The organism is Collinsella sp. TF10-11AT (assembly GCF_003437565.1).
Lineage (GTDB): Bacteria > Actinomycetota > Coriobacteriia > Coriobacteriales > Coriobacteriaceae > Collinsella.
This window is the reverse complement of record NZ_QSQW01000005.1, coordinates 52092-65943: the sequence shown is the minus strand read 5'-3', so window position 1 is coordinate 65943 and position 13852 is coordinate 52092. Positions and strand designations below refer to the sequence as shown.

Here is a 13852-nt window from a genome sequence, read left to right as displayed (position 1 = left end):
ACATCAAAGACAGCGGCGCATTCAGGCGCCTTAGCTCTAGGTTTCTCAGGTGCCGGAGGTTGCCCCGAAAGAGGAGCGCAGCGTACTTTGGTACGCAAGCGACGGTTTGAGGGGCAAGATCCGGTGCCTGAGGAAGCTAGAGGGTCTCGATGAAGGCAGCGATGCGGGTCTCAATCTGGCCCATGTCGCCGTTGCTGTAATCGGTCTCAATCTTCATGTACGGAATGCCCGCACCCTCGACGGCCTCCTGCATGCGTGCGCTCTCCACGTTAAAGGTATGGCACGCCTGCAGCACGCTCTCCACCACGCCATCGACGTGGTACTTCTCGCACATGGCCAGCGTGTTCTCCATGCGGCCGTCGTTGGGTGTCATGACCGAGCAGTTAATGTCCAGGTAGCGGTCGGCGATAGCGCGCAGGATATCGGGCGCGTCCGGGTCGATCATCATGGCCGCCGTGCGCTCGCCCGAGCAATCGTCCATGCACACGACCGCGCCGCCATTAGACTCGATGGTGCGACCGATCTTGTTGATCACGCCGCCCACGGGGCAGCCGGTAATCAGGATGCGCTTAGCATCTGCCGCGACCGGGCGCTCTCCAGCCTCGTAGGCCTCGCGCAGCTTGGCAACCTTTTGCTCGAGCTGGTCCGTATAGGCCTCGATATCAAAGCTGAACGTACCGGCGAACATGGTGCTCATCAGGTCGACGCCGCTCATGGCCGCCGGCTGGTTGGCCTGGAGCGCAAACATCTCGAGCTGGGCGGCACGCAGGCGGTTGCGACGACGCACGGCGGCGCGCAGGTCGTCGTCGGTGATCGTGATGCCGTAGAAACCCTCGAGCTCCTCCTTGAGCAGGCGGCACTCCTCGTACCAGCCCTCACGCTCATAGGCACGATCGCGACCCTGCGGCAGGTGCAGAATGTACGTACGCTTGAGCTCCCCCAGCAGCTCGTACATCTTCTTCTTGCCGTCGCAGGTGGTCTCACCGATAATCATGTCGCTGAAGTACGTAAACGGGCACTTTTGCGAGTAGGCAAAGCCGTAGGTCGACTTGATGAGCGGGCAGAGGTTTGCCGGCAGCACCTTCTCGGCCTCGGGAATCACCTCGTCGGACGTGCCGCACAGCGCCACGCTCGCAGCCCCCGCGGCATCGATAATCTCGAGCGGCGTATAGCTGCACAGATACCCGATCAGGCGATTACCGGCCTGCTTGTAATCCTTGACGCGAATAAACGCGGCCTTGCGCTGCTCGTTGAACTCCTCAAACGTGCGCGGCAACGGCTGCTCAGTTTTTTCCGACATATAACTCCTTAACAAACCTTTTAACCAACCAAGGAAACGGCTTTCCCAGGTGCCCGAGGTTGCCGTGAAAGAAGAGCGCCGCGTACTTCTGGTACGCAATCAACGGTTTGAACGGCAAGATCGGGTGCCTGGGGAAGCCACCAGGACGGATAGTCCTAAATGGTTTCCAAGAGAGCCTCGATCCTGGTTTGCAGTTGGCCTGCGTCCTCGCCGGCGTAGTCGGTCGTGATGTGCATAAACGGAATGCCGGCCTCCTCGGCGGCCTTCTCCACGGCAAACGACTCCATCTCGTAGAGTGTGCAGAACTGCAGGGCCACGTCGACGATGCCGTCGGCGTGCAGGTCCTTGGCCATCTGGACAATGTCCTTCATACGCTGGTCGTTGGGCGTAAAGACGGCACAGTTGATCTTAAAGTAGCGCTCGGCGATAGCATCGAGCATCTCGTCAACCGTCTCACCGGACTCATCGACCAAGTCCTTGTAATAGCGCGAACCCGTGCAGGACTCCTCGCCCACCACGACGCCGCCGGCCTTCTCGATGAGGTTGAACAGATTCCAGTTGGGTACGGCCATGGGCGTGCCGGTGTACAGGATGCGCTTGGTCCCCTTGGGCGCCACGCCCTCGCCAGCCTCGACACGCTGCTCGCACTCAGCCGCCATATCGTTGATGGCTCCGGTCAGACGCGGCGTGTCGTCCATAAAGGCGGCCTGAACGGTCAGTAGGCTGTCGAGACCGCTAATAGGTGCAGGGTCGGCAGCGCGCGTGGCAGCAAGGCGCTGCAGGGCACGTCGCTTCTCATTGACGGCGTGGATGGCGGCCTTCAGACGCTCAGGCGTGATCGTGACGCCGCACTCTTCCTCGATCTTGGCGGCGAGTTTCTTGACCTCGGCCTTCCAGGTCACGAGCGTCGACTCGTCGTGCACGTTGGGAATATCCATGACGTACATGTTCTTTTGCGTTGCAAAGAACTCGTAGGCCTTCTTCTTGCCATCGCAGGTGTTCTCGCCTACCACCAAGTCACTCGACTCAATGTAGGGGCAGACCTCACCCAGCTTAAAGCCGGCAAAGCTCTTGATAAGCGGACAAGTGTTGCGCGGCAAGTGCTCCTCGACCTTGTCCGTTGCCCAATCGGCACCCGAGCACAGACCAACGGGAATGCCGTCACAGGCAAGCACGATCTCCTCGGGCACGTACACGCAGAACGAGCCCACGATCTTGGTGGCCTCGCCGGCTTCCTTCTTGTCGAGCATCTCCTTAATGCGGCCGCTGTGGATGTTGGTGGCGACAAAATCCAGGTAGGACGTGGACTTGGGGCGGTTGTTCTGCGACAGGAACATGTCCCCGTACATCTGGCCCACGGCGCCCAGCAGCATGTCGTGGTCGGCAAGATTCATGCCGAGGCTCTCCCACATCGGATGGAAATCGAATTCTTCAGCCATGACGGTTCCCCTCTCGAACCAAAAACGGATAACGGCGGTATCGATGCACGACGGACGGCGATTGCCCGGCCGTGCTTAAACCCGGAATTTTAGGGAACCTGCCTTGCGGACGGTTATTTAGTTGTGCGTCGTCTCTCCCGGAGCCGTGAACATACCTGCTCATATGCGGCTCCGAGCCATATACAGGGCACGCGCGGCAACGCGGCGAATGTATGTCGTCTGCGGCATGTGCGCACCCTCCTTTACAAGATAAGGTCAACTATATCAACGGTCATCGACCATGCGAACACCGTTGACATTCGTACGACAGCCTCGTGTGCCGTCGTTTAATAAATAATTATCTTGATTGATAAGAGTTTGTCATCCTTCATTCGGCGAACGGCAAGACAAAGCCGCCGAGGCTTATATCCCCGACGGCATTACCCGGCGCTATCGACAAACCAAGTGGATCTTACTCGCATCGAAGTGCATGCGCAGGGTCTCGTCGGCCTGCGGCAGCCCGTCGGCAGCTACGTTCACTTTGTTGACCTTCCACTGCAGACGCGTGGGCGCATCAGCACGCGGCACGTCCAACAGCACCAGGCGCTCAAAGCGTGAATCGCTCACTCGGGCCACGTGCAAATCATAGCTGTTGCGACCCCGCTCCGCGCGATTGTCAACATGGAAGTAGCTTGCGCGAATGCCCAGGTACGCCACATTATCGGGAACCTCGCGACCCACGTTAAAGGTCATGCCCCAGTCGAGGGCCTCAACTTCTTCGTCGCCGATCTTGCGCGCCCGGCTTGTGTTCTTGCAGCCCGTCAGGCGCAGCGCCGCCAGCGTCTGCGGACGGCGGACCACGTCCTCGACGGAGCCGATCTCCTCAACATGCCCGTCATGCATCACGCAGATACGCTCGCACAGGCGGCACGCTTCGTCGATGTCGTGGCTCACGTAGAGCACGGTGCGGTTGCATACATCGAACAGGTCGAGCATGTTCTGTTCGAGGGCGCTCTTAAGATAGGAATCGAGTGCGCTCATGGGCTCGTCGAACATAAAGATGCCGGGATGCGCCGCCACCATGCGGGCAAGCGCCACACGCTGCTGCTGGCCACCCGAGAGGCGCGCGGGATAGCGGTCGGCAAAGTCGGCCAGTCCAAAGATACTCAGGTAGCGCTCGGCAAGTTGCTTGCGCGCCGCAGCGTCGCCCGCATCCTTTACGCCGGCGCACACGTTATCGGCCACCGTCATGTTGGGAAACAGCTGATAGTTTTGGAACAGTAGGGCGCATTTTCGCTCCTGGGGCGACAGGTTAATGCCCGCGGCCGAGTCAAAAAAGGTCACGCCGTTGACGACGATCTTGCCCTCGTCGGGCGTCTCCACACCGGCAATGCAGCGCAGCGTGCAGCTCTTGCCGCAACCCGAGGCGCCCAGCAGCGCCACGCGCTCCTCGCCGGCCTCAAGCTGCATGTCGAGCACAAACCCGGAATAACGTTTCTTAATATCCAAAACGAGCGACATGGCTTATCGACCTCCCTTTGCGACCGTGTCATCGCGCATAAGCTCGGCCAACGCCTCGCGATCGATACGCAGCGCATCGCCGCCGACCGGGTCGAGCGAATCGCCCTGTCCGGCGAGATCTTTGGCCTGCTTGCGCTCTGCACGGGAGAGACCACGCTCGCGATACTTTTGCGAATGCGCCGTATACATGTTGATGAACAGAATGACCAGGAAGCTGAACGCAATTACGACCACGACCCAAAAGAGGGCCACCGACGTGTTGCCGCCCATCCACTCAAAGTAAATCGCAATGGGAATGGTCTGCGTAATGCCGGCATAGTTGCCTGCAAAGAACAGGGTGCAGCCAAACTCGCCCATCGCGCGGGCAAAGGCAAGCACCGCGCCGGCGGCAATCGAGGGCCAGCCAAGCGGCATCATAAGCTTGGTAAAGATGCGACGCTCGGACCATCCCAGGGTTCGCGCGGCATCGAGCATCTGCGTGTCAAGGCTCTCAAAGGCTCCGAGCGCCGTGCGGTAGACCAGCGGAAACGACACAACGACGGCCGAAATGACCGCCGCGGGCCAGGTAAAGACGATCGAGATGCCGTGTGCGATGAGCCACTGGCCCACCCCGGTCGAGCGGCCAAACAGCATGAGGAGCAGAAAGCCGCAGACCGTGGGCGGCAGCACCATAGGAATCGTAAAGACCGAATCGAGCAGGCCCTTGATGCGACTCGAGGTACCCATAGTCTTCCACGCGGCAAACAAGCCCAGCGCAAAGGAGATCAGCAGGGCAAGGCCGCTCGTTTTAATGGACACCCAAAACGGGCGATAGTCGATGTCGCCCAAAAAGGAAGCCAGAGAGGTCAACGGCCCTTGCTCATCCCGCAACACGACAGACGATGCCTCTACCATTTGAGCGCTATCAAGCCAACGCGCGCCGCCCTTGGCATCACCCGAGGCCGATGCAATCACCACATAGCGGTCCCCATCCGCACCACGCACATCAAAGCCATAGGTATACCCGCCGGCATTAAACGTTGTTTCCGCCGTGACATACCAAGGAAGATCCACGTCCCCCAGCCGCGCACCTCCCATGCAGTTTGCGCTGTCGAGCTCACAGACGAGGGCCTTGAGACCCAATACGCACTCGTTATCCTGCGGATCCAATCCGTACTTCTCGACCGCCTTGGGCGATATCCACACCACAACGCGATCGGCAGCAGGCGCCACTACAAGGTCCACGTCCTCGTCAACGGGAAACCGGTAGCCCTCTGGCTGGCCCTCCATGGCACGAGCGGTCCCCTTGGCCAACCGCTCAAAACCCTCGATTCCATAGGGAAGCCCATGAGCGGTCGCAGCAACCTGGGCCCCGTCCTCAGCGTCCCCAGCAAACGCAAATCCCGGCACCCAGCAAAGCGCGAAGGTCAAAGCACAGGCGACAAGCATGCGGAATCTTTTAAGCACGAAAAGCTCCAAGCGAATACAAGGACGGAGTGAAACACAAAACGATGGGATTATCGCGCCAAGCCGCACTACTCGGAAAGCTCAAAGCCGTACTTAGCCCAAATCTTCTGAGCCTTCTTGTTGGACAGGCAAAAGTCGATAAACGCCTTGGCCTCGTCGGCGTGCTCGGAGCTCTCGGCAACGGCGCCCGGGTACACGATGGGCTTGTGCGAATCCTCGGGGCACACGAAGGCCTCCTCGATGCCGTCATAGCGGAAGATATCGGAGCTGTAGACAAAACCGGCCACGCAGTCGCCCGTAGAGACGTAAGACGCAGCGGTGCCGACCTTGTCGGCCAGGGCCACCTTGTCGGCAAGCTCGGGTGCATACTCGCCGTCGTCGCCCTCGGTGCCGGTGTAGAGACCCACAGAAGCTAAGGCCTGGTTGGCGTACTTGCCGGCGGGGACGGTCTTGGCGTCGCCAATGGCGATCTTGCCGTCCAGGTTCGCGACGTCGGCGATGGCCTCGACCTTGGTGCCGGAGCCCTCGGCACGAATAATCACGAGGTCGTTGACGAACATGTCCTCACGCGTGTCGGCGTCGACGAGCTCAGCGGTCTCAGCGTCATCCATGGTGCCCTTGGAAGCAGTGATGAGCACGTCGGCCGTGGCGCCGGCACGCATCTGCTCGACGAGGTCGCCGGAGGCCTTAAACTGCGTGTCGGCAAAGGTGGTACCGGTCTGATCGGTGTAGAGCTTCTGAACCTCGGGCAGAGCTTTCTCGAGCGAGTTGGCGGCAAATACCTGCAGCTCGACAGCTTTCTTGGACGAAATCTTGGCGGAGCCGGCATCGGAACCGGTCGACTCAGGCTCCTTGTTGCCGGAGCAGCCGGCAAGCCCAAGACCGGCAGCGGCGACAGCAGAAAGCGAGACGAATCCGCGGCGAGAAACCATATCGAACATGTTCAACCCTTTCGAAGACTACACCCGGGCGCCCCGCCGCGAGCTTTGTTCTGTTACTAGATTATACTTTCACGCGAATAGTGTTTATGATGAATAGCTCTCGCCCGATAATTTTCTTTTACCAATAACCGCGAGACGGCCCGCACCGTCGCTGCATAAAAAAGGCGGAGCAGCCCGTAGGGTTACTCCGCCGCAGGTAGTGCGCTTATTTGGCATGCCCGCCGCCCGCCGTCATTTGGGCCGCATGCTCCAGCTGATCGCTCACGGCCTCCCAGCTTTCGCGGGCCGCTTTCGTGGATCCCGGAAAGTTGATGACAAGCGTATACCCACGCTGCATGCACACGGCGCGCGAGAGCATGGCGCGGCGCGTCTTGGTCATGGAGTACGCACGGATTGCCTCTGCAATACCCGGCACATCGCGCTCGCAGACGGCACGCGTCGCCTCGGGCGTCACATCGCGCATCGAAAGCCCCGTGCCGCCGCAGGTGAGCACGACATTGGCGTGGCACTCATCGGCGGCTTCCACAATGGCATCACCGATCTCGCTGACGTCGTCGCGCACGACCACATGCGAGGCGACCGTCCAGCCCTGCGCCTCGATAAGTTCCTCGAGTGCGGCTCCAGCCTCGTCCTGGGCAAGATCGCGCGTATCCGAGCACATCACGATCGATATCTTCAGCTCCATAGCATTCCTCCTACAGCACGGTGCCCTCGGGCAGATCGACTCGGACGACATCCACGACGTCGCCCGGCTCAAGATCGCACGGACCCTCGTTGATGCGCAACAGGCAGTTCGCACGCTGCATGGTTCCGAGCAGCGCCGAGTTCTGGCTGTGCGCCTCGGTGACCGTAAGCTCACCCGTCTGCGCATCGCGCGCAACCGTGGCGCGATCATAGAAGCGTCGGTCCTGTCGCTTCTTCACGCCGTGGATAAGAACCGCCTGCTGCACGGGACGCGCACCCTCGGCAAAGCCGCGCATCTTGCGAATCGCCGGGCGGGCGAGCATCTCAAAGCCCACATAGGCCGCCGCGGGGTTGCCCGAAAGCCCCAGATAGGGCTTGCCGCCGAGCAGGCCAAACGTAATGGCCTTGCCGGGACGCAACGAAATGCGATCGAACAGCACCTCACCCTCGCGCCGAACCAGCGCCGTCACGTAGTCGTAGTCGCCAGCCGAGGCGCCACCGCTCGTAATGACAAAATCGCACTCTTGCGCGGCGCGGTGCACCAGCTCGGCAATCGCCCGCTCGTCGTCGGGCGCAATGCCGTAGAACACCGGGTCGGCCCCAGCATCGAGTGCCTCGGCCATTAACGCCGAGGAATTGGAATCGCGAATCTGCCCACGCGCCGGCAGTTGGCCGGGCGCGACCAGCTCCGTGCCCAGCGAGATAACGCCCACACGCGGGGCGGCGTGCACTCTAACGTTCGCGTAACCGGCGCTCGCCAGCAAACCGGCGCCGGCCGGGGCCACAACCTCGCCAGCGTGCATCACAACATCGCCGGCATGGGCCTCCTCGCCTGCAGCTCGAACGTTCTCCCCCACCTTAGCCGGTGCCGAGAAGCTCACGTGTGAGCCCTCGTTGCCGTCGCCGTCGAGCACCTCGACGACCTCGTATTTCACAACGGCATCCGCACCTTCGGGCACCGGTGCACCCGTCATAATACGGACGGTCTCGCCCGCGCCAATCGCGCCCTCAAACACATGGCCCGCCGCCTCGTGCCCCACGACGGAAAGCGTCACGGGCGTATCGGAGGACGCTTTGGCGAGGTCGTCGGCACGCACGGCATATCCATCCATGGCGCTGTTGGCAAACGGCGAGATATCGATATCGGCCGTGGCATCCTCAGCCAGGGGAAGACCGGCCGCCTGCCAAACCGGGATCTCGACGAGCTCGGTCCTGCGCACCTGCGAAAGGACGATTGCCTGCGCGTCCTCCAGCGGGATGAGCGTCTTAGCCATATACACCTCTTACATGCCACGGCGCGCAACAGTGGCGCCGATTCTTTATGTTTGGTTCAGTATAATCCCCCGGTGCCCGCTCAAGACATGGCCCGCAACGGCAAATACACCTGTCGGCCATGCGCCTTTCGTAACAGAACCGAAACCTGTCAATTGCCTTAAGGCACGGGGTGCCGTCTTATAATGCATGCATCGCAACAAAAAAGAGGACGTTATGGCTTTTATCGATAAACGTGAAAATACACTCGACCCGTCTGATGACACCCGTCAGGACACAGACGGCAGGTCCTTCTCTCCGGCCGACTTGATCATCAGCGGTCGCAACCAGCTCACCCGCTCCGAACAGCTCTTGGCCGCCGACACGCGCCGCAATGCCCACAACATGCTCGCGAGCGCCAAGCTGCTCGCGCTCGTCGTTGTCGTTTCGCTCGCCATGGGCGTTGCCGCTTGGGCGTTTTTGGCCTCACTGGATATTGCGACCGATTATCGCGAGAGCCATGCGTGGATCTACGCCCTGCTCCCCGTCGTGGGCGTGGCCACCGCGTGGGTCTACAAGAACCACGGTCTCGCCGCCAAACGCGGCAACAATTTGGTCATCGACTCTGCCCTGGGCACACGACTCATCCATGCGCGCATGGCCATCCTCACGTTTGTGTGCTCCACGCTCACGCATCTGACGGGCGGCTCGGCTGGCCGCGAGGGCGCCGCGGTGCAGATCGGCGGTACCATCGCCAGCAATGTCTCGAGCCTTGCCCATCTCAAAAAGCACGACCACCACGACCTCATGCTCGCCGGTATCTCGTCTGCCTTTGGCGCCGTGTTCGGATCACCTCTCGCCGGGGCTTTCTTTGGTATGGAGATGTGCTTTATCGGCAAAATCGACTACACCGCGGGCCTCTACTGCCTCGTCGCCTCGTTTACCGGCTACTTTACGTCGCTTGCCTTGGGAACCGAGTACGAGGCGAATGTCATCGCCAGCGTTCCCAACATGACACCACGGACGGTTGTCATCGTTGTTATCAGCGCCATTATCTTCGGCCTGACGGCACGCCTCTTTGCCTGGTCGGTTCGAACCGTCAAAAGCTTGTACGGTCGCTTTATCGCCAATTACCTCGTCCGCGCACTCATAGGCGCACTCGTGGTTTTGGCCGCCTATGCCCTCCTTGACGCCTGGGACTACGACGGCCTTTCCACGTGGCTTTCCGGCGCCGGATTTGCAGGCAACACCACCCTGGCGGACGCAGCCATCAAGTTGGTCGTCACGGCGCTTACCCTGGGCGTGGGCTTCCAAGGCGGCGAGGTCACGCCCCTGTTTGGCATCGGTGCGGCGCTCGGCGGATGGATTGGCTGCCTCGCTGGACTCGATCCGAGCTTTATGGCGGCCCTCGGCATGCTCGGCGTCTTCTGTGCCGGCCTCAACGTGCCCATCACCACCTGCATGATGGCTATCGACTTGTTCCATGGAACAGCCGCGGGCTTCTTTGTCATCGTCTCGTTTATTAGCTATCTCGTCGGCGGCCACCGTGGCGTGTACCCCGCGCAGCGCATCGTGTCGCCCAAGCGCCGCTCGCTTATCGTGGACGAGGGCGGAACGGTGGCAGAGGCTATCGAGCGCCACAACGACCTGATAGAGTAGACGTAAGTAATCGCCGTGCAGCCACAATCGGGGGCAATTCGACCCGAGCGCGACCGCACCGTCATGCCACACGCCGGGAGTCGCCCCATGCACGCAACTGACTTTGGTCGCACGATCATCATCGCCAATCCTGTCGCCCAGTCGGGCGCCGCGCGCGAGGTTGCCGAGCGCCTGCAACGCTTTTTGGACATGACGGCGCGCCCGTCCCAGTTTGACCTAGTGCTGACCGAGTGCATGGGGCACGCCAAGGAGCTTGCCGCACAGGCTCAGGGATACCGCACCGTTATCGCCCTTGGCGGCGACGGCGTGATTCACGAGGTCGTCAACGGGCTTATGACGCAAAAGGAGGACGCCCGCCCCGCCCTTGCCGTCCTGCCCGTGGGCTCCGGCAACGATTTTGCCCAGACGCTCGGAATCGACGATTTCTCCGGTAAGGATTTTGGCGCGCTGCTCACCTGCGAGCTGCAGCACCAGGATATCGGGCGCATTCGCTCATGGAACCCCGCAAGCGGAAGCGGCGAGGCTTCGGTTGAGTACTACGACCAGACGCTCTCGGTCGGCATCGATGCCGCCATCGGCCTGGGCACCACCGAGTTGCGCAAAAAGACCGGCCTGACGGGCGCTCCGCTCTACACCCTCTCGGGACTTGAGCAGTTTGGCCTGCGCTATCGCAACTACCCCATGACGGTCAGCTTTGACGGCGCGCCCGCCGAGCGCGTGAGGGCGATCATCATGGCGATTCAGCTGGGCCCCACGTATGGCTCGGGTTATCGCATCTGCCCCGATGCCGATCCCTGCGATGGCATACTCGACGTCTGCTACGCCTGTGGCCCCGTCCCTCGCGCGGTTGCCCTGCCTATGTTCCTTTCGGCCAAAGACGGCCACCACACCAAGCTTCCGCCGGTACGCATGCGCCGCTGCCGCCATGCCGAGCTCACCTTTGAGGGGCCCGACTACCCCATCCAGGCCGACGGCGAGCCCGTTGTCGCCTCGCGCATTGAGGTCGACATCCTCGCCGGCGCCCTCCAGGTCTGGCACCCCACCCGCTAGCAAGACCAGCGAAACAATCGGCTACTCGTCGCTCCCCGGCTTGCGACGGTTGGCCTTTTTAATCGCGTTGAAGTGCTTGTCATTGAGCCTCCGCTGGCGCGAGCGCTGAGGCACCTTGGTCTTTACGCGTCGGCGCGGTGGACGCCCGCGACGCTCAAGCTCAGCGCGCAGCTTACGCAGGCAGCTACTACGGTTTTGGAACTGACTGCGGCTCTCGCGCGCCGTCACGGTAATTCCCGAAGGGATATGCTTCATGCGCACCGCCGAGTCCGTCGTGTTCACGCCCTGCCCGCCCGGACCCGTCGCGCGAAACACCTGCACCTCGCAATCGCGCGCCAACTCCTCGGCCGACATCTCGGCATAGCGCATACTCGCGCCATCCCATCTTGTTCTCATCCATATCAACACCTCCCCTCATACAAAAAATGTGACAAAGGGACAGTCCCTTTGTCACATCGCATACCAATCGCTTGTGTTGCGCGCTTAGGCGAAGGTGATCTCGCCGGTCTCGCAGTCCATATCGGCGATACGGGCCAAGCTCTCGACGCGAAAGCCGCGCTCGCGGAGCTTATCGCCGCCGCCCTGGAAGCCCTTCTCCACCGCAATGCCAATACCGGACACCTCGGCACCCGCAGCCTCGCAGATCTTGATAAGACCCTCGAGCGCGCAGCCGTTGGCCAAGAAGTCGTCGATGATCAGAACCTTGTCGCCCTCAGACAGGAAACGCTTGCCAACGATGACCGGGTACTCCTTCTGCTTGGTAAAGGAGTAGATGGTCGTGGCGTACTGCTCGCCGTCGAGGTTGATGGACTGTGCCTTCTTGGCAAAGACCACCGGCACGCCGCCAAAATGCTGAGCCGCGATGCAAGCCATACCAATGCCAGAAGCCTCGATCGTCAGGATCTTGTTGATCTCGACATCCTTGAACAGACGGGCCCACTCGGCGCCCATGTGGTCGAACAGCTCAACGTCGCACTGGTGGTTGAGGAAGGCATCAACCTTAAGGACGTTACCGGCCTTTACGATGCCGTCATGGCGAATACGATCCTCAAGCTCCTGCATGGCGCAACCCCTTCTCGCGGCAACGATACCGCGCGATTAATAAACGTTGTTCGATAGTCTACCACGGACCGACCCCCGCCCGCCCCACAAGCCGCATCGCACCACAAACCAGTCTTTTTGGGACGGCGCGAATCGTGGCAGACAGCCTCCCAACACGCTAATGGCGGGCGCGCATCTTCACCAAACGCACCATGGCAAGCGCAAAGCCCACAGCGGCCACAGCCATAAGCACGTAGAACACCGAGCGAAAGCCGAATAGGAACACATCCGGACGGCCTGCAACAAAACTGGTCACGGCCTCGCCCATCGCCACGCTCATCTGCCCATAAAGGATATGCGAACCTGCCGTAATACCCAGCGCCATGCCCGCATAGCGCGCCAAGCTGCCCAAGCTACCTGCAAGGCCAAGTGCCTCGCGCGGAGCCGAGCCCATGTACAGCGAGTTGTTGGGGCTCTGGAAAATCGACGTGCCGCACGACATAAACGCGACACAGCACACGATCACAGGGATGGAGGAATGCTCGTTGAGCGTGCTTACCGCAAAGAGACCGCATACGTACACACCCAGGCCGACCGCCGTGGGACCCTCGCAGCCAACACGGTCCGAAACCGTACCCGAAAGCGGGCCGATAAAGGCATTCACCATCGGCAGCGCCAAAAAGAGCAGTCCGGAAATATCGGAGCTAAAGCCATGGGCATCCTGGAAATAGAACGGCAGCACAAACTCAGATGCACCGATGCCGATGAACACGATAAGCATGCATGCCAAGTTAATCGTAAAAGCCGAACTCGCAAAGCAGCGACGCGCGGCCTCCGCCAGCGACATGGGGCGCTCGCCGGCCTCCGGCTTAACATGCGGCAGTGTGTAAAGCCCCACGATAAACGAGATGACGCCAATGGGCAGGTTGATGAGGAAGATGCTCTCCCAGGGAAAGCTTGCCACCAGCATGCCGCCCAGCACGGGGCCGCACGTCATGCCGAGGGCCACAAAGGTCGCGAGGATACCCATAGCACGACCGCGCTCGCGCGCCGGAAACGACTCGGTGATGATACCCATGTTGTTAGCCATGGCCGCCGCGCAACCGACGCCCTGAACGATGCGTGCCAGGATAAGAACTTCGAGCGAGGCCGAAAGGCCGCACAGCAGCGAGCCGACCGTAAAGACGATGACGCCCAGCTGGAATACGCCCACCTTGCCGCGCACGTCGCCCAGACGGCCAAACGGCAGCATAGCCACGCATGTCGCAAGCAGATACACCGAGCTCACCAGCTGGATGCGGTCGAGGCCCACGCCCAGCTCCTTTTGCATCACGGGCAGTGCCACGGTCACGACGGTCGAATCCAGACACGCCATAAACGTCATGATGAGCACGGTAAACAGAATCGCCCATTTGTTCTTGCCATGGGTATCGCCCTCTAGGGCAATGTGCTCGCGGCGCAGCTGCTCTGCGGTTTTCTCCATATCCATCCTTTCGAGTGACGCAACACAAAAACGGGGCCCCAATCGCCTGCAAACAGCC

At 61.0% G+C, this 13852-nt stretch carries 12 protein-coding genes; 2 read left to right on the top strand and 10 right to left on the bottom strand.

Going from position 1 to position 13852, the window contains the following annotated elements:
* Nucleotides 1–136: 136 nt before the first annotated feature.
* The 7 genes from DXC99_RS04845 to glp all read right to left on the bottom strand — a co-directional run bounded on the left by DXC99_RS04845 (nucleotide 137) and on the right by glp (nucleotide 8584).
* A complete protein-coding gene (locus tag DXC99_RS04845) occupies nucleotides 137–1300 on the bottom strand; it encodes a double-cubane-cluster-containing anaerobic reductase (protein ID WP_117629425.1) in 1164 nt (387 codons plus the stop codon).
* A 155-nt stretch (nucleotides 1301–1455) separates the two neighbouring features.
* Nucleotides 1456–2739, bottom strand: coding sequence for a double-cubane-cluster-containing anaerobic reductase (locus DXC99_RS04840; RefSeq protein ID WP_117629424.1), 1284 nt, complete (start codon nucleotides 2737–2739; stop codon nucleotides 1456–1458).
* A 429-nt stretch (nucleotides 2740–3168) separates the two neighbouring features.
* On the bottom strand, nucleotides 3169–4239 hold the full coding sequence (locus tag DXC99_RS04835) for a sulfate/molybdate ABC transporter ATP-binding protein (RefSeq protein ID WP_117629423.1): 1071 nt from the start codon (nucleotides 4237–4239) through the stop codon (nucleotides 3169–3171).
* 3 nt (nucleotides 4240–4242) lie between these two features.
* On the bottom strand, nucleotides 4243–5685 hold the full coding sequence (modB, locus tag DXC99_RS04830) for a molybdate ABC transporter permease subunit (protein WP_233505672.1): 1443 nt from the start codon (nucleotides 5683–5685) through the stop codon (nucleotides 4243–4245).
* A 68-nt stretch (nucleotides 5686–5753) separates the two neighbouring features.
* A complete protein-coding gene (gene modA, locus DXC99_RS04825) occupies nucleotides 5754–6626 on the bottom strand; it encodes a molybdate ABC transporter substrate-binding protein (protein WP_117629421.1) in 873 nt (290 codons plus the stop codon).
* Nucleotides 6627–6831: 205 nt separating this feature from the next.
* The gene (locus DXC99_RS04820) at nucleotides 6832–7311 is read right to left on the bottom strand and encodes a molybdenum cofactor biosynthesis protein B (protein ID WP_117629420.1); all 480 of its coding nucleotides are present in this window, start codon (nucleotides 7309–7311) and stop codon (nucleotides 6832–6834) included.
* A 10-nt stretch (nucleotides 7312–7321) separates the two neighbouring features.
* Entirely contained in the window at nucleotides 7322–8584 is a 1263-nt protein-coding gene (gene glp, locus DXC99_RS04815; RefSeq protein ID WP_117629419.1) for a gephyrin-like molybdotransferase Glp, read from the bottom strand.
* A gap of 214 nt (nucleotides 8585–8798) precedes the next feature.
* Between glp and DXC99_RS04810 the strand changes: the two genes are divergently transcribed.
* Together DXC99_RS04810 and DXC99_RS04805 are read left to right on the top strand one after the other, a co-directional pair.
* A complete protein-coding gene (locus DXC99_RS04810; protein WP_117629418.1) occupies nucleotides 8799–10220 on the top strand; it encodes a chloride channel protein in 1422 nt (473 codons plus the stop codon).
* An 87-nt stretch (nucleotides 10221–10307) separates the two neighbouring features.
* Nucleotides 10308–11270 carry a diacylglycerol kinase family protein gene (locus DXC99_RS04805; RefSeq protein ID WP_117629417.1) on the top strand — a complete coding sequence of 321 codons (963 nt, stop codon included), beginning with the start codon at nucleotides 10308–10310 and terminating at the stop codon, nucleotides 11268–11270.
* Nucleotides 11271–11291: 21 nt separating this feature from the next.
* Here the strand turns inward: DXC99_RS04805 and DXC99_RS04800 are convergent, their stop codons facing one another.
* From DXC99_RS04800 to DXC99_RS04790, 3 genes are all read right to left on the bottom strand, one after another.
* Entirely contained in the window at nucleotides 11292–11666 is a 375-nt protein-coding gene (locus DXC99_RS04800; RefSeq protein WP_369831451.1) for a peptide chain release factor-like protein, read from the bottom strand.
* Between the two features lie 87 nt (nucleotides 11667–11753).
* Nucleotides 11754–12332, bottom strand: coding sequence for a xanthine phosphoribosyltransferase (locus DXC99_RS04795; protein ID WP_117629416.1), 579 nt, complete (start codon nucleotides 12330–12332; stop codon nucleotides 11754–11756).
* 157 nt (nucleotides 12333–12489) lie between these two features.
* Nucleotides 12490–13794 (bottom strand): MFS transporter, encoded by a 1305-nt coding sequence (locus tag DXC99_RS04790; RefSeq protein ID WP_117629415.1) that lies wholly within the window; start codon nucleotides 13792–13794, stop codon nucleotides 12490–12492.
* Nucleotides 13795–13852 lie beyond the last annotated feature (58 nt).